Source organism: Lelliottia jeotgali (assembly GCF_977070485.1).
Genome location: NZ_CDRVFO010000004.1, coordinates 182,257 through 198,393 on the forward strand (window position 1 = coordinate 182,257; position 16,137 = coordinate 198,393).

General features: G+C 61.8%; 11 protein-coding genes and 1 riboswitch. Of the genes, 5 read left to right on the forward strand and 6 right to left on the reverse strand.

The window, feature by feature from the left end; genetic code table 11:
• Positions 1 to 555 precede the first annotated feature (555 nt).
• A riboswitch (cobalamin riboswitch) is annotated at positions 556 to 765 on the forward strand.
• A 99-nt stretch (positions 766 to 864) separates the two neighbouring features.
• From cobW to ACW4TB_RS08005, 4 genes are read left to right on the forward strand one after another with little or no spacing between them, the layout of a single operon-like run.
• A complete protein-coding gene (gene cobW / locus ACW4TB_RS07990) occupies positions 865 to 1,932 on the forward strand; it encodes a cobalamin biosynthesis protein CobW (protein WP_279931226.1) in 1,068 nt (355 codons plus the stop codon).
• A 3-nt stretch (positions 1,933 to 1,935) separates the two neighbouring features.
• On the forward strand, positions 1,936 to 5,697 hold the full coding sequence (cobN, locus tag ACW4TB_RS07995) for a cobaltochelatase subunit CobN (RefSeq protein ID WP_279931228.1): 3,762 nt from the start codon (positions 1,936 to 1,938) through the stop codon (positions 5,695 to 5,697).
• Position 5,698: 1 nt separating this feature from the next.
• A complete protein-coding gene (locus ACW4TB_RS08000) occupies positions 5,699 to 6,700 on the forward strand; it encodes an ATP-binding protein (protein ID WP_279931230.1) in 1,002 nt (333 codons plus the stop codon).
• A 23-nt stretch (positions 6,701 to 6,723) separates the two neighbouring features.
• Entirely contained in the window at positions 6,724 to 7,368 is a 645-nt protein-coding gene (locus tag ACW4TB_RS08005; RefSeq protein WP_455842938.1) for a vWA domain-containing protein, read from the forward strand.
• Positions 7,369 to 7,481: 113 nt separating this feature from the next.
• Here the strand turns inward: ACW4TB_RS08005 and ACW4TB_RS08010 are convergent, their stop codons facing one another.
• Positions 7,482 to 7,748: a hypothetical protein gene (locus ACW4TB_RS08010; RefSeq protein ID WP_012314620.1), complete on the reverse strand. Its 267-nt coding sequence runs from the start codon at positions 7,746 to 7,748 to the stop codon at positions 7,482 to 7,484.
• Positions 7,749 to 8,090: 342 nt separating this feature from the next.
• Between ACW4TB_RS08010 and ACW4TB_RS08015 the strand changes: the two genes are divergently transcribed.
• The gene (locus ACW4TB_RS08015) at positions 8,091 to 9,416 is read left to right on the forward strand and encodes a sigma-54 dependent transcriptional regulator (protein ID WP_012314619.1); all 1,326 of its coding nucleotides are present in this window, start codon (positions 8,091 to 8,093) and stop codon (positions 9,414 to 9,416) included.
• 50 nt (positions 9,417 to 9,466) lie between these two features.
• Here the strand turns inward: ACW4TB_RS08015 and ACW4TB_RS08020 are convergent, their stop codons facing one another.
• The 5 genes from ACW4TB_RS08020 to ACW4TB_RS08040 form a co-directional block, all read right to left on the reverse strand.
• Complete coding sequence (locus tag ACW4TB_RS08020) at positions 9,467 to 11,662, reverse strand: LTA synthase family protein (RefSeq protein ID WP_012314618.1); 2,196 nt, start codon at positions 11,660 to 11,662, stop codon at positions 9,467 to 9,469.
• A 135-nt stretch (positions 11,663 to 11,797) separates the two neighbouring features.
• On the reverse strand, positions 11,798 to 13,078 hold the full coding sequence (locus tag ACW4TB_RS08025) for a transporter (RefSeq protein ID WP_012314617.1): 1,281 nt from the start codon (positions 13,076 to 13,078) through the stop codon (positions 11,798 to 11,800).
• A gap of 46 nt (positions 13,079 to 13,124) precedes the next feature.
• Positions 13,125 to 13,868, reverse strand: a complete 744-nt coding sequence (locus tag ACW4TB_RS08030) for a hypothetical protein (protein ID WP_254465839.1) — start codon at positions 13,866 to 13,868, stop codon at positions 13,125 to 13,127.
• Between the two features lie 32 nt (positions 13,869 to 13,900).
• Positions 13,901 to 14,581 (reverse strand): C39 family peptidase, encoded by a 681-nt coding sequence (locus ACW4TB_RS08035; RefSeq protein ID WP_012314615.1) that lies wholly within the window; start codon positions 14,579 to 14,581, stop codon positions 13,901 to 13,903.
• Between the two features lie 67 nt (positions 14,582 to 14,648).
• On the reverse strand, positions 14,649 to 16,136 hold the full coding sequence (locus ACW4TB_RS08040; RefSeq protein ID WP_012314614.1) for a hypothetical protein: 1,488 nt from the start codon (positions 16,134 to 16,136) through the stop codon (positions 14,649 to 14,651).
• Between the last annotated feature and the right edge of the window lies 1 nt (position 16,137).

The following is a 16,137-nucleotide window of genomic DNA, read 5'->3' on the forward strand; positions in this document are numbered from 1 at the left end:
TAGTTCAGACACCGCAGATTGCGACTTCAGGAGGCCGAGCGCAGGTCTTGCGGAGGGAGGTGACGGGCATGGATGCCCGTCAAGCGCTTCGGCCCATGGATGGGCCGTGAGCGCGGTCCTCCTGGGAGCAAGGCCGGAGCGAGGGAACCCCGAAGCGAAGCGTAGGGGCCGGATGATGGGAGCGGGCGGTTTTTGGTTCCTTTTTGCCAAGACAAAAAGGGACCCGCCGTAAGGGCGGAAAGGTGATTCAGCGCCGCCACGGCCAATGGATATTCACGCTAGCCGCTAGCCGCTAGCCGCTAGCCGCTAGCCGCTAGCCAGAAGCCAAAAGCTCATGCGAGGGCTTTTATTCAGGCGGGCATATCCACCTGCGCTCGGCCTCCTGACGTCGCAATCTGTGGTGCCTGTACTTGCGCGCTAGAAAAGCAACAGCAACAGCAACAGCAACACCAAGAGCAAGAGCAAGAGCAACAGCAAGAGCAAGAGCAACAGCAGGGTTAATTGGAGAGGGCGTGGGTGGTGCACGCCAACAGTTGACCACCCGCCACCCCCCGCGTAGCCTTGCCGCTTCGAGGTTCTTCGGCCAGGCCGAAGCTAAGACGGGAACGCGGTACAAGCCGCGGCTGCCCCCGCAACTGTAAGCACCGGTAACGGATCGACATAGCCACTGCGCCCAGGCGCGGGAAGGCGTCATCCCGCCAGCCCCGTGATTGAAAGGGCCGCAACGGTGCAAGCCAGGAGACCTGCCTCGCAACGTTTTCGACTATCAACCGGGCGGGGTGATCCGGTGGCGAACGAGCCCGGCCGGCCTGGCCGCGGCTTTCGTCCCGCATGCCCGCGCCATCCTGCCAAGGGCAACGCGACATGAAAACACTGGCCAAGCTCCCCGTCACCATCGTCACCGGCTTCCTCGGCTCGGGCAAGACCACCTTGCTCCGGCACATGCTCGACAACGCCCAAGGCAGACGCATCGCAGTCATCGTCAATGAGTTCGGCGAGCTCGGCATCGACGGTGAAATCCTCAAACAGTGCAGCATCGGCTGCACCGAAGAAGAGGCCAGCGGCCGCGTCTACGAACTGGCCAACGGCTGCCTATGCTGCACCGTGCAAGAAGAATTCTTCCCGGTCATGCGTGAACTGGTGGCCCGCCGTGGCGACCTCGACCATATCCTCATTGAAACCAGCGGCCTCGCACTGCCAAAGCCCCTTGTGCAAGCCTTCCAGTGGCCTGAAATCCGTAACGCCTGCACCGTCGACGCGGTTATTACCGTGGTCGACAGCCCAGCTGTAGCCGCCGGTACATTCGCCGCCTACCCAGACCAGGTCGACGCCCAACGCAAGCTTGACCCCAACCTGGACCATGAGTCGCCGCTGCACGAACTGTTCGCCGATCAACTGGCCAGTGCCGATCTGGTGGTATTGAACAAAGCCGACCTGATCGGGGCCGAAGGCCTGGCGCAAGTACGCGCCGAAGTGGCCGAAGAATTGCCGCCTGCGGTCAAGGTGGTCGAGGCTAGCAGCGGCCGCCTGCCGCTGAACGTGCTGCTGGGCGTTGGGGCAGAGTCCGAGGCGCACATCGATAGCCGCCGCACTCACCATGATTCGCATCACGACGGTGAAGACCACGACGACCACGATCATGATGCCTTCGACTCCATCTCCATCGACCTTCCAGAGGCCGACGAAGCGCTGCTGCTCGATGCCCTGACCCAACTGGTGGTGGAGTTCGGCATCCTCCGTGCCAAGGGCTTCGCGGCCATTCCCGGTAAGCCCATGCGCTTGCTGGTGCAGGGTGTAGGCACCCGTTTCGACAAGCACTTCGACCGCGCCTGGCGTGCCGACGAACCACGCATCACCCGCCTTGTGCTGATCGGCCAGGACCTTGATGCCGCGCATCTGCAAGCGCGTCTGCGCCAGGCTCTGGGCGCCTGACCCATGCACTTGCTGCGGACCCAGCCCGGCGGCTTCGTGCCGGACGACAGCATCGCCGACCTCGGCCAGACACCCGCCGAGCTGGTGATCCTCTGCAGCGGCGACTCGCACTTGGCATTGCTCGCCGAAACCGCCGAGCAACTGCCAGACGACTACCCCAGCCTGCGCCTGGCCAACCCCATGCAGGTGCAGAACCATGCCTCCGTCGACCTGTATGTCGACGAGGTGCTGCGCCACGCCAAGGTTGTCCTGGTGTCTTTGCACGGTGGCGTCGGCTACTGGCGCTATGGGGTGGAACAGCTGGTCGACCTGGCTTCACGCGGCGTGCAATTGATCCTGGTGCCCGGTGACGACCGCCCCGATCCGGAGCTGACCGGGCTTGGCACCGTCACTGGGGAGCCAGCCGAGCACCTTTGGCATTACCTGCGTCAAGGCGGCAAGGCCAACGCTGTCAACCTGTTCAATTACCTGGCCAGTCAGTGGCTGGGCCGCGATTACGCCTGGGATGCACCGCAACCGTTGCCACGCACGTCGGTGTATCACCCATGCATCCCCAATGCGACGCTCCAGGACTGGTTCGGCCAGTGGAGACCTGAGCGCCCGGTAGCGCCGCTACTGTTCTACCGTTCGCACCTGCAGGCAGCCAATACCGCGTTCATCGACGTGTTTTGCCAGCGCCTGCAGGCGGCAGGCCTCAATCCGCTGCCGATCGCCGTTGCCAGCCTCAAGGAAAGCGCCTGCCTGGAACAGGTCGAAAACTGGCTGGACGAAGTGGGCGCCGAGGTCCTGATCAATACCACGGGTTTTGCCATGTCCAGCCCGGAGCGTCCCAACCTGCGGCCGTTTCGCCGCGACATACCGGTGCTGCAGGCTATCTGTGCGCAGGACAACCAACCCGGTTGGCAAGCCAGCGAGCAGGGCCTGGGCGCTCGCGATCTGGCCATGCACATTGCCTTGCCCGAGCTGGACGGGCGCATCATTACCCGGCCGGTGAGCTTCAAGGACATGGCCTGGCGCAGCGAGCGCAGCCAGTCTGACGTGGTGTGCTATCGCGCCCATCCGGAGCGTATGGATTTTGTTGCCGAGCTGGCCAGACGCTGGGTGGAGCTGGCGCGCCTGCCCAATGGGCAAAAGCGCGTTGCGCTGGTGCTGGCCAACTACCCGACCCGGGACGGGCGCATCGGCAATGGTGTTGGGCTCGATACCCCTGCGGCGGCGCTTAATATTCTCAAGGCGCTGCAGGCTGAAGGCTACCCGCTGGGCGAACTGCCGGACAGCGGCACCCAACTGATTCACCAGTTGCTCGGCGGCGTCACCAACGATCTCGATCACCTCGACCAGCGCCCCTGCGCCCAGAGCCTGAGCCTGGCGGATTATCAGGCCGCTTTCGAGCGCCTGCCCGAAGCCAACCGCCAGGCTGTGCTGGAGCGCTGGGGGGCGCCCGAGCAGGACCCGATGTTCCGCAGCGGCCGCCTGATGGTGGCCGGGCTGCGCTATGGCATGACGTTCGTCGGCATCCAGCCGGCACGCGGTTACCAGGTCGACCCGAGTGCCGTATACCACGACCCGGACTTGGTTCCGCCGCATGGCTACCTGGCATTCCATTTCTGGCTGCGCCACGCCTTTGCCGCCGATGCGGTCATCCATGTGGGCAAACATGGCAATCTGGAGTGGCTGCCCGGCAAAGGCGTCGGCCTGTCTGACCAGTGCTGGCCGGATGCATTACTCGGCCCGCTGCCGAACATCTACCCGTTTATCGTAAACGACCCGGGCGAGGGGGCTCAGGCCAAGCGCCGCACGCAGGCAGTGATCATCGACCACCTGATGCCACCGCTGACCCGAGCCGAAACCTATGGCCCGTTGCGCCATCTTGAACAACTGGCTGACGAGTTCTACGAAGCGCAGATGCTCGACCCGCGCCGCGCCCGTGAACTGCAGCGCGACATCCTCGAGCTGGTCAAGGCCAACCACATCGACCGCGAGCTGCAGCTGGAAGGGCAACTGGACGACGCCGCCGTGTGGCTGCCACGCCTGGATACCTACCTGTGCGACCTCAAGGAGTCACAGATTCGTGATGGCCTGCACGTATTTGGCCAGTCTCCGCAAGCCCGCCTGCGCATCGACACCTTGCTTGCTTTGCTTCGGGTCGAGCGCGGTGATGGTCGGGGTGGTAACGCCAGCTTGTTGCGCACGCTCGCCAAGGCTTTGTTGCTGGGCTTCGACCCTTTGGACTGTGACCTGGGGCAAAACTGGGCGGGGCCGCGTCCGGAGCGACTGCAGGCCGTCAGCGACGCTCCGTGGCGTACCTTTGGCGACAGCCGGGAACGCCTTGAGTTGCTGGCACTGCAGGTGATCGAGCAAGCTTTGAGCGGTACTCTGCAATTGCCCGACGAGATGCAATGGCAGCCGGTACGTCAGGTGGTGCAGGCATTACAGGAACAGGTAGCTCCAGATCTGGACGCCTGCGGGGCGGCCGAGATCAATGGCCTTCTCGCAGCTTTGGCGGGGCGCTTCGTACCAGCCGGCCCCAGCGGAGCACCCAGCCGCGGCCGCCTGGATGTGCTGCCAACGGGCCGCAACTTCTATACAGTGGATGTGCGCAACCTGCCAACCACGACTGCGTGGCGCCTGGGTTTCGCCTCAGCGAACCTGATTCTCGAACGCCATTTGCAGGACCACGGCGACCACCTGCGCCAGCTTGGCCTTTCGGTGTGGGGTACGGCAACCATGCGCACCGGCGGTGACGACATTGCCCAGGCCATGGCGCTGATGGGCGTGCGCCCGGTGTGGGCTACCGGTAGCCAGCGTGTCGACGATTTCGAGATCCTGCCGCTGAGCCTGCTCGATCGTCCTCGGGTGGATGTGACCTTGCGTGTCTCGGGTTTCTTCCGCGACGCTTTCGGCAACCTGATCCGCCTGTTCGATGCGGCGGTGCAGGCGGTAGCTGCGCTGGACGAACCGGAAGACCTCAACCCCCTGGCGGCGCGAGTACGCGCCGAGCGAGCGGCATTGCAGGCTGAAGGTTTGGAGGCCGAACAGGCTGCACGCCAGGCCGGTTGGCGGGTGTTCGGCGCCAAGCCCGGCGCCTACGGGGCCGGGGTGCAGAATGCAATCGATGGCCGCCTATGGCATAGCCGGGCTGATCTGGCCGAGGTTTACCTCAACCATGGCGGCTACGCTTACGGTGGCAGTGACGAAGGCACTCCGGCGCGTGTTCAGTTCGCCAGGCGGCTGGGCCAGGTCCAGGCGGTGCTGCAGAACCAGGACAACCATGAGCACGACCTGCTCGACTCCAACGACTATTACCAGTTCCAAGGTGGCATGCTGGCGGCGTCCGAAACCTTGTCCGGTGCGGTGGTGGCCAGCTATCACGGCGACCACAGCCAGGTCGACCGGCCGCGTATCCGCACCCTCAAAGAGGAACTGAACAGGGTCATTCGCGCACGTGCCCTCAACCCTAAATGGATCGACGGGGCCAAGCGGCATGGCTACAAGGGCGCCTTCGAACTGGCGGCGACGGTCGACAACCTGTTCGCTTTCGATGCCACCACACACCTGATCGATGACCATCATTATCAGTCGCTGGCCGATGCCTATGTGCTCGACCCGGCGACCCGCGACTTCATGCGTGAGCATAACCCCGAGGCTTTGCGAGACCTCACCGAGCGATTGCTGGAGGCCCAGCAGCGCGGGCTCTGGGAAGCGCCTGGTGACTACCGCGAAGCCCTTGAGGAGCAGTTGCTCGACGGCGAGGAACAAGCTTGAAATGAGTGAACCCGTGCAATTTCCCCTGGCGGCCGTGGTCGGTGCAGACGACCTGAAGCTGGCGCTGTGCCTGACCGCAATCGACCCGAAAATCGGCGGCGTGCTGATCGAGGGCCCGCGAGGCATGGCCAAAAGTACCCTGGCTCGCGGCTTGGCCGACCTGCTCGGTGAGGGGCCGTTCGTCACCCTGCCGCTGGGCGCCAGTGAGGAACGGCTGGTCGGCACGCTCGACCTCGATGCGGCACTGGGGCAGGGCAAGGCGCAATTTTCGCCAGGGGTGCTGGCCCAGGCTGATGGCGGCGTGCTGTACGTCGATGAAGTCAACCTGCTACCCGACACCTTGGTCGATCTCTTGCTCGATGTGGCTGCCAGCGGCACCAACCGTATAGAGCGTGACGGCATTTCCCACCGCCATAGTGCCCGTTTCGTTCTGATCGGCACCATGAACCCCGAAGAAGGCGAGTTGCGTCCGCAGTTGCTTGACCGTTTTGGCCTGAACGTGGTGCTAGACGGGCTGCCAGAGCCGGAAGCGCGCCAGCAGATCATTCGTCGTCGCTTGGCATTCGATACCGACCCCCTGGCGTTCTGTGAACAGTGGGCTGCTGCCCAGGCGCAGTTGCGCGAACGCTGTCACGCGGCGCGTCAGGGGCTGGCAGCGATAGCGCTGGACGATCAGGCCTTGGCCTGGATCACCGAGCGCTGTTTCGCCGCTGGGGTCGACGGCCTGCGTGCAGACCTGGTCTGGCTACGTGCCGCCCGCGCCCATTGTGCCTGGCGCGGTGGCGAGGCGATCGAGGAGCTTGATGTCGATGCGGTCGCGGAATTTGCATTGCGCCATCGGCGCCGCGTACCGCCAGAGGTGGCACCACCCTCCACGCCCCCCGTGGCAGGCGGGCGCGATGGACATAGCCAGGGCGGGCAGGGTGACTGGGGCGCGCTGCCTGCGCAGCCTGTGGCAAGCAGCGCCCGGCGTGAGGTACCGAACTGGGCAAAAAAGCCCTGAGCATCCGCCCGCCAGGCACTAAAGTGGCGGATGCCTTGCCCCGGGTCGGTAAGCTGAGTGGTGCCAGCCGTGGTCGCATGCGCGCGGCGGGGAAAGGCCGAGTAGCCTGGCTTTCGACTTTGCTCAAAGGGCGGCCACGCCTGCCCAAGGACCTTTGCTGGCAACAGCGCCAAGGCAGTGCTGCCCAGCTGTGGCTGGTGATCGTCGATGCTTCGGCCTCCACCCGCCGGCACCAGGCACTGGCACAGAGTAAAGGGCTGCTGGCAGAGTTGTTCGACCAGGCTTATCGCCAGCGCGCCCGGCTAGCCTTGCTGACCGCCAGCGGCGGTGCACCGCAGTGGCAGCGTCACGGCCTGAAAGCCTCGGCGTCACTGCAACCCTGGTTGAACGCATTGGGTGCTGGCGGCGGTACGCCGTTGATCGCAGCCCTGGAGCAGGGCAGACGCTGGCTGCAGGCACGGCAAAAAGCCCATCCGCAAGAGCAGCAGCGCTGTCTGGTATTCACCGATGGACGTCTGCAGCGCTCAAATGATCTGCAGCCGATGCCCTGTGCCACACTATTGGTGGACATGGAAATGGCGCCGGTTCGTCTGGGGCGTGCACGGCAACTGGCCATGCAATTACAAGCACACTATCAGCATATCGAGCAATTCAGGCTAAAAGAGTGATGCACTGCGCGAGGGCGGGGCGACACTTTGTCGCAGTTGTGCAAGTTGCCTGAGAGGCACGGGGAAGTTGCACAAGTGCGTGCCGAACACGCACTTGCAGGCAAACTCTGATATTACTTCGGCATCGACCAGGGTTGCAGGGCATAACCTTTCTGGCACAGTTCGGCGCGCACTTCCTCGATCAGGCTGGCCCACTGGGCCGGGTCGGAATAAATACGCGAAGACACTTGCTTGCTGCCGATACGGGTGCTGGTCCGGTCGATCACTGCCAGGCTCAGCTCACCAGTACCATTGGGTGCATCCCAGGCGACGCACTGGAAGGGTTCGAAGGCGTGGTCGGCAATCAGCAGTGCTTCGTTGACACGGAGCGGGGCATTCATGGTTCGGTCTCTCTATGGTCCCAAACATCGAAATTCAAGTCCGCGTAACTGCACCATCGCTTCAGGTTGTGGCGAATCGCAGCGCGGGGTTATTTGTACTGATGCTCCAAGTTAGGGGTGAAGTCACACAGTGGCAGTAAAATTTTTTACGACGCACACGTTTTTGTTTCCTGCGCCGCCTGTGACGCCGTTTATTATGAAAAATTCCCGAATGCCCGAGAACCGTCTGAAATGGGCGGACAGACGGTAGTGGGCAGCGTCAAGTTCGTTGCTACTGTTAAATGGGCGCCGCAACTTACTGTTTTCTCGTAAAAAACCATAATCTGGCGCCAAGGAACGGTCATGCACGAAACCGCATCCCTTCGTCGCTTGCTCATCGTCGACCCCTGCGACGATTGCCACCGCTTGCTGCCGGGCCTTGAGAATGCCGGTTGGGATGTCCACAGTTGCAGCCTTGACCTGGCGCTGGAGCACCGTTGCGATATCGGCCTGTTGCGCTTGCAGGATTCGCATTTGCGACACCCCGATGCGGTCAAGGACATGATCAAGCGCAGCAACACTGAATGGATCGCGGTACTCAACGCCGAACAACTGCGAATGCAGAACGTGGGTGACTTCGTTTGTGAGTGGTTCTTCGATTTCCATACCTTGCCCTTCGATGTCTCTCGGGTGCTGGTGACGTTGGGACGCGCGTTTGGCATGGCTCGCTTGCGAGGCAAGGGGGCGGTGCCGATCGATGGCCTCAAGGACGAGTTGCTCGGCGACAGTCGACCGATTCTCGAATTGCGCAAACTGCTGGGCAAGCTGGCCCCAACCGAATCACCCGTGCTGATTCGCGGGGAAAGCGGTACAGGCAAGGAGCTGGTCGCTCGTACTCTGCATCGGCAATCGCAGCGCTGCGAAAAGCCGTTTATCGCAATCAATTGCGGTGCGATACCCGAGCACCTGATCCAGTCGGAGCTGTTCGGGCATGAGAAAGGAGCTTTTACTGGCGCCCACCAGCGCAAGGTCGGCCGCATCGAAGCGGCCCATGGCGGCACCTTGTTCCTCGACGAAATTGGCGACCTGCCGTTGGAGTTACAGGCTAACTTGCTGCGGTTTCTGCAGGAAAAGCACATCGAACGGGTAGGTGGAAGCCAGCCGATACCGGTCGATGTGCGGGTGCTGGCGGCGACGCACGTGGACCTGGAGCGTGCCATCGAACAAGGCCGCTTTCGCGAAGACCTGTACTACCGGCTAAATGTCTTGCAGGTGGTGACGGCGCCTCTGCGAGACCGGCATGGTGACCTGTCGATGCTGGCCAACCACTTTTCTCATTTCTATAGCCTGGAAACAGGCCGCAGGCCGCGCACATTCAGTGATCACGCTTTGGCTGCAATGGGCCGCCATAATTGGCCGGGCAATGTGCGGGAGCTGGCCAACCGGGTGCGTCGGGGGCTGGTGCTGGCAGAAGGGCGACAGATCGAGGCCCAAGACCTTGGCCTGCATGTGCTGGAACAGGAAGATCTGCCGTTGGGTACCCTGGAAGACTACAAGCACCGGGCAGAACGTCAGGCTTTGTGTGATGTGCTCAACAGGCACAGCAACAACCTGAGCTTTGCCGCAAAGGTGCTCGGAATATCACGCCCTACGTTTTATCGGCTATTGCACAAGCACCAGATCCGCTGAACTTTTTGCAGCGGCGCCTACCTTGGGAGCCGCCTGCGACAGAGAGCCGATCAGCTCGACTGGGCGATATGCCCCTGCGAACCATCTTCGACCGTCTCATCTTCCCCTGGCAGCGCCGTGATCACACTGAAATCGCTGACTTCGACTTCCCCTGCGCCATAGCCCAGCAGGTGGAATGAAAACGCCTTGCGCTGCGTCGGGTTGTCGAAGCCGAACTCCATCTCCAGCGGTTCAGCGGCCGTCACGCGAATTTCTGCGGGCAGCCCCAGTGGCACATCCTGCTCCCGTTCCTTGGCCTTGAGTTGAATGTAGGCGGCATGCTGTGGGTCGAGTGCGCGTACCTTGACCCTTACCCGCGTGCGTGAACCCCCAGGCATCTCCATGTACTGCGCGCCAATCAGGTTATCGGCCCAGTCATCGCGAATTCGCGCTTGCAGCTGGATGGGCGAGGGGCCGCCGAACTGATAGCGCAGGTTGAGCGGCGTTTGCAGCAAGGACTGGTCGAGCACGCCGGCGAGGGCGCCGAGTTGAGCGCCGAGTCGGCTGTCGCCAGCGCCGAGGTACTTGGCCTTTTCGGCAATGAAGCCCTCGCTGGCATAGCGGCGGCAACGCTGCTGGAAGTCGCACTCAGTGAACACGCCCTGGCCATCGTGGTAGCGCAACATCGCGTTGGTGTAGGAAATCATCTCGCGACCAGTATCGTAATTGCGGTAAAGCGAGCGGCCGCCCAAGGCGGCGGGTATTGGCAAGGCGAAATAATCGAGCAAGGACGTTGCCAGATCGATATGGCCGTAGGTGCCATGTTTGATATGTGGTAGCTGCGCCTGCTCCGGGGCCAAGGTCAGGTTGAAGCCCCAAGAGGAGGCAAGACGCACCCCGTCGATACCGTGGGACTCGTCGGAGGTGACTACCACCAGAGTGTCTTCCAGCACGCCTTGGCGTTCGAGGTTGTCGAGGAAAGCACCGATTGCGTCATCCAGATAAGCCACCGCAGCCTGCTTGGCTGTGTCATGCCGCTCCAGGTATTGAGCGGGCGCCGAATACGGTTGGTGGGTACCCACGGTGAGCAGGGTAAGCATCCAGGGGCGGTCTTGTTGCCTGAGCTGGCCTACGTAGTCCAGCGCACCCTCGAAAAACGCGCGGTCATCCTTGCCCCAGGGGAATTGCAGGTAATTCTCGTTGCTGAACCATTCCAGGCCGTGCACCGAGTCGAAACCGATGTGCGGCATGATGCGGTCCTTGGCCATGAAGCGCAGGCCAGCACCTTGCAGGTAATGCGTGGTGAAGCCGGCTTGGCGCAGCTGGGCTGGCAGGCAAGCCTGGTTGCGCTGGTGCTGGGTGAGCAGCTCCATACCTTTTGGCGTACCGTTGGCAAGCTTGTCGTAGTCACCGCAAAGCATCGCATACAGGCCACGAATCGTCTGGTGAGTATGCAATACGTAGTCTGGCGTGTTCATGCCACGCTCCGCCCAGCGGCTGAGGTTAGGCATCAGGTTTTCGTCAAAACGGCTGTGCAGGGCCTGACGGTTGGGCCGCACATAGGCGCCTGGGATGCCTTCGAGGGTGATCACCAGCAGGTTGCGGGCACGGCCGCTTGCCAACTTCTGGCCGTTCAGGTCGGACTGGGTAAGGCCGGCACTGGGCAGGGGCGTGATCGGTTGCGTTTGCCCGGCCCAGCTCAGTGCCTTGTGCTGCAACGTACCGACGCCGACGGAAAGGAGCTGGTGGGGAAGGTTGTACTGGCGCCACTGTTCGGCTTCAGACGGCGCCAGATGCTGAGCGCCCCAGTGCAAACCAAACAGCGTCAGCGGTATGGCCAGCGCCTTGGGCCCCAGTGGTGCGTCAGGCGTTGTGCGGCTGCGCCAGGCAGAGCGCGCCCAAACCAACAGGCCAGCGCCCAGGACCCAAGGCAACCAGGTGTTGGCAAGTCCGCCGTCGGTGGAGTTTTCCATGAACTGTGTATCGAACAGGTAACCCAGGTCGGCACTGGTGGGCAACCGTCCCACTGCACTGACCAACTCTGCCGAGGCGACCCATAATGCAGCCCACGCCAGCAGCACGGGCGTTGCCAGCCACCAGGGCCTGCGGTGCAACAGCAGCACCAGCAGGCTGCCCAAGGCAAGGTCCGATAGATAGCCCAGCGGGTTGGACCAACCCAGCAGGGTACGCGCAGCCAGGGGTATCACCATTACCAGGGTCGCAAGGGCTACGAGCCGGGTATGCGTATGGCCGTGCAGGTTTTTCACGAAAACTTTCCTTGATTGCCGTTAAAACGTCACAAATGTGTGCGCCATCATAGCAGGGCGGGGTCATGAAAGCGGCTGACTACAAGGTTGGTCACCAAAAAAGCCGGGCCCGCCGGGAGCCCGGTTACACCGACATCAGAAGTAGTAAGGGAACTTCAGGCTGAAGGAAAAGTCCGGGGCATCGTCGGTCAGGCCGATGGCAAGGTTCGGGACGATGGTCAGGTTGTTGGAGGCCGCGAAGGTCATGCCGATGTTGAAGTTCGCCGCGTTGTAGTCGCTGTTGGTGATTGACTGCCAGTCACCACCGTCCGGTTTGATCTTGCTCTTGCTCGAGAACTGATCGGTGACTGAGAACGACATGCTCATTTTCTCGTTCAAGGCGAACGCAATGCCGCCGCCGATCTGCCAGGAGTCCCCGAGTTTCACGTCACCAGGCACCTTGGTGTTGACCGTGGGGCTGATGTCGCTGAACGAGTCCTCCATGTTGTAGGTGTAGGACAGGCTGGCGAACAGCACTGCCGGGTCGAAGGTCTTGACCAGCGAGATACCGGGCGTGATCGCCCAGACACCGTTGCCGGTCGGTAGGTCCTCAGGGACAGCGAGGTTGTCATTCCCGGCAACCGGGATGAGTTTGATGCCATAGGGGTCGTCGCCAGTGGGCGCCTTGATGCGCAGTGTGGCGACTGCGTCGGGCCAGTTCTCCGACTCATCCAGGAACTTGTAGGCCACGCCGACGTTGATATCACCCAGGGCGGGGTCGCGGGTAACGGTACCATCGGAGCTGACACCGGCCGCTCCACCTGCGCCGCCGGAAGAGTAGGTCGATTCGCGGTAGACAATGGGTACGTTGATGTCGAACTGCCAGCGCTGATCGACGTTGTAGCGAGCCGTCAGGTCCAGCGTCCAGTTGTCTGCCTTGATGCGGTCGATGTTGATGTTGCCGAGGAAGATCGAATCGAGGGCGAGGAAGCCGTTGAGGGTCAGGGCGCGCGTGTCGTAGTGGGTGTAGGTCAGCCCGGTTTCGACACTGAACTTGCCGCCGCCGAAGAATCCACTGGCTTCGTCGTACAGGTTGGAGACACTTTGCGCAGGCTCCGAATCTTCCTGCAGCGATTGGCCATAGGAACTGCCGGTGGTCCCAGGTGCGCCCGATGCCACGGTCTGTCCACCCTTGACGCCCTCGGCGGGCGACTTTGTCAGGCGCTTGGGCGCTGGAGCTCTCGGCGCTTCCTCCACCTGGCGCAGGCGTTGTTCCAGTACCATCAGTGCGTTCTGTTGGGCTTCATAACGCTCTTTGAGCGCCATCAGTTCCTGTTTGAGAGTTTCGACCTGTGGGTCGGTTGCCGCCTGTAGCAGAGTGGCCGGGGCCAAGGTTGTCAAACAAACGATAACTCTGAACGTCAACAAACGGTGCATGGGTTAGCCGTCCCTTCTGACTACATACGATGAGACTGAGCGTAGATCAGTATCCAAGATTGCGAAGGCCTTTGAGCTGATCAAGGTTTGGGGCCATCGATCCGGCTGTGGGCGCGTCACGCAGCACCACATTGAGCGACGTCAGGTTGCTGACGCGGTTGCTGGCGCCGAGCAGGGTAGTGTTCTGCATGAGGCCGCCCTGGCCCAAGCGCTGCACGGTGTTGCCCTGGTTGTTGCTGGCGATGATGCTCAGCTGCACGCCGCGGCCACTGGAGGTAACGCTCAGCGAGCCTGCGCCATTGGCGCCGACCAGCGTGGTACCTGCGGCCAGGGCCTGGCCATGGGGTTGTGTCGCTGACGCTTCGTTGGCCTTGGTGACATTGATGTCGACATTGTTATGGGCGGTGTTGTAATCGCCGGCAGCACGCACGACCTGGGTTACGCCTTCAGTGCTGTTCAGGCCACCGCCGCCGGTGACGGTACCGGTGCCGGCGCTGCTCGATTGCGGCCTGCCTGTACCTTTCTCATTGATCATCGATACATAGAACTGCGGTTTGATGGTCGACTGCTGGATCTGCATGCTGGAGGTTGCACCGATCACTTCACCGTTGGCGTTCTGCCAGGTGCTGGTCATGACGATGCCAAAGCTGACGATGCGCCCAGGCATTACGTAGCGCCCGCGCAGGTTGGCCAGTTCCTGATCTTTCAACTCGATCGGTTTGAACGTTTCTGCCTGGGTCGGAAGGCTGGCGGCCAGGCAAATGGCGGCCAGCCAGATTGAAGTCTTCATGGGATGCTCCCGGAGCTTCTTGCCCATTGTCGTTAGAAGAAGTCGCTTTGGATGAATCCGAAGTCCATCAGCTCGGCGTCCTGCACCGGGGTGAAGTTGCTGACACGGTTCTTGGCGCTCAGCGGCAGCGGCGGATCAAGCAGGATATTGCTCTTGTCGTACCCTTGGCCGATGACGGCGAATATGATGCCGTTCCAGCCTTTGACGAAGTCATCGATCTTGAAGCGCTTGTGTCCTAATACCGGGTCGCCGATGTATACCCAGCCCTTGTCGACTTTCTGCATTACTACGAAGTGCTTGTAGCCGCGGATGTCCATTAGCACGACCACCGGTATGCGGATACTGTGCAAGGTGTCCGGGGCTACCCGATAGCCGCGAGCGCGCATGCCCAGGCTTTCCACGTAGCGCTTCATGTCGAGCATCGAGAAGCCTTGGGTGCGGACCAGGTCCTGGTCAGCGTGTGCCAGCATGCCTTCTATTACGTGCTGTTCGTCGACGTCCAGCCAATAGGCCTGACGCAGGATGGTTGCCAGTGAGGCCGCACCGCAACTGAAGTCGGTTTTCTGCTGTACCAGGTCAGCGAACTTGCGTTCGCGGATGCTCTGGATGGGTTTGTAGATCACCGCGCCACCCGGTAGCACGGACAATGGCATCTGGGCTGCTTCGCTGACACCGGCCATGCCCAGCAACACTGCCAAGGCGATCATGCGCATGTTCGACGCCCCCTGTTTTCTCTTGTTAGAAAGAGGCCCCCCGAAGGGGGCCTCCAGGCCGCAGTTGTTACATCGAGGTGTTGGAGATGGCCAGCGAGTTGCTTTGCTGGTTGCCCACACCTGCTGCCACGTTGACGCCCAGGTTGCCGCTGCCACCATTGACCGAACCACTCAGGGTCGCGGTGTTGGTCACAGGGTTGGCCCAGCCGGTCGGGGTCAGCACTTGGAACGACACGGTGTTGCTCAGTGCAAACTCGCTAGACTCGCTGAAGCTCTTCGAGATGCTGTCCGAAGATTCCGACGCTTTTTCGCCAGCTTTCTCGTAGGCTGAAGCGCTTGCTTTTTCCCATGCCGAGTCGTGTGCCTTCTCGTAGGCGGTATCGCGAGACTTGTCATAGGACGAGTCACGGGTACGGTCATACGAAGAGTCATACGCCTTGTCGAAGGACGAGTTGTAGGACTTGTCGAACGACGAGTTGCTGGCCGACTCATGCGAGGTATCGACCGATGCATCAAGCGAGGCATTGAGTGAGGCGTCGAACTCCGCGCTGCGAGAGCGCTCGAAGCGACCAAACGTTTCGGACGAGGAGGAGCTGCCGTTAGCGCTTGCATCGAGCGATGCATTGAGCGAAGCACTAGACGAAGAGCTGTGGTCCCTGCTGGCCGAACCGCTGGCATCCCAACCGCTGGAGCCGCTGGCGGCCATACTGTTGGTGCCACTGGCGCTGCTGCTGTTGGAGCCGCTGGCGCTCATGCTGCTCGAGCCGCTGGAGCTGCTGCTCTTCGAACCGCTGGCGCTGCTGCTGTTGGAGCCAGCCACACTGAAGCTCGAGCTGGAGCTCTTGTCGACGCTTGCATCGAACGAGCCACTACGCGAGGACGAACCGCTCTTGCTGGTGGTGAAGGTCAATGTGTCCACGGTATAGGTGCGGTCGGCGCGGTTGTTGACTACCAGGCCAGGGCCACTCTGATCGGCTGAAGCTTTGGCGGTCGAGTTACCGATAGCGGCGCTGTTGTTGGCAATAGCCATGGTATTTTTCTGCTGGTTCAGGTCGCCGCCAGCCACGTTGATACCAATGTTGCCGCTGCTGCCATCAGCCGAGCCGCTCATGACCGCGGAGCTTTGGGTCGACCAGTTGTTGACGGTGTTATTGTTGCTGCGCTGGACAACATCGGCGGTTGCGGTGGCAGTGCCGAAGACGAAGCTGTTGTCGATGTCGGCATTGTCAGATGACGTGTTGGCGATTGCTGCGGCGTTGTCCTGCTGGTTGCCGTTACCGGCTGCCACGTTGACGCCCACGTTGCCACTTGCGCCAGTACCGGAGCTGCTCATCTCGGCTTCGTTGATGGTGCCTTCGTTGCGGATGCTGTTGTTAGTGCTTCTCTGCATGTCGGTCGCTTCAGCAGTGGCACTGGTGTACACGGCTTTTGCCGGTGGTGTGTAGTTGTGGTTGTGGCCGTTGCCACGCCTGTCGTTCTGATCCGCTTGTGCAGCAACAGCCATGACCGCAGCAATTGCGAAAACCAGAGGCTTGATTGCCATCGAGGGTTTCATG

Coding starts and splice junctions, on each gene's coding strand:
- ACW4TB_RS08040 (WP_012314614.1), bottom strand. CDS start 16,136: ATGAAACCCTCGATGGCAATCAAGCCTCTGGTTTTCGCAATTGCTGCG.
- ACW4TB_RS08035 (WP_012314615.1), bottom strand. CDS start 14,581: ATGCGCATGATCGCCTTGGCAGTGTTGCTGGGCATGGCCGGTGTCAGC.
- ACW4TB_RS08010 (WP_012314620.1), bottom strand. CDS start 7,748: ATGAATGCCCCGCTCCGTGTCAACGAAGCACTGCTGATTGCCGACCAC.
- ACW4TB_RS08015 (WP_012314619.1), top strand. CDS start 8,091: ATGCACGAAACCGCATCCCTTCGTCGCTTGCTCATCGTCGACCCCTGC.
- ACW4TB_RS08030 (WP_254465839.1), bottom strand. CDS start 13,868: ATGAAGACTTCAATCTGGCTGGCCGCCATTTGCCTGGCCGCCAGCCTT.
- cobN (WP_279931228.1), top strand. CDS start 1,936: ATGCACTTGCTGCGGACCCAGCCCGGCGGCTTCGTGCCGGACGACAGC.
- cobW (WP_279931226.1), top strand. CDS start 865: ATGAAAACACTGGCCAAGCTCCCCGTCACCATCGTCACCGGCTTCCTC.
- ACW4TB_RS08000 (WP_279931230.1), top strand. CDS start 5,699: ATGAGTGAACCCGTGCAATTTCCCCTGGCGGCCGTGGTCGGTGCAGAC.
- ACW4TB_RS08025 (WP_012314617.1), bottom strand. CDS start 13,078: ATGCACCGTTTGTTGACGTTCAGAGTTATCGTTTGTTTGACAACCTTG.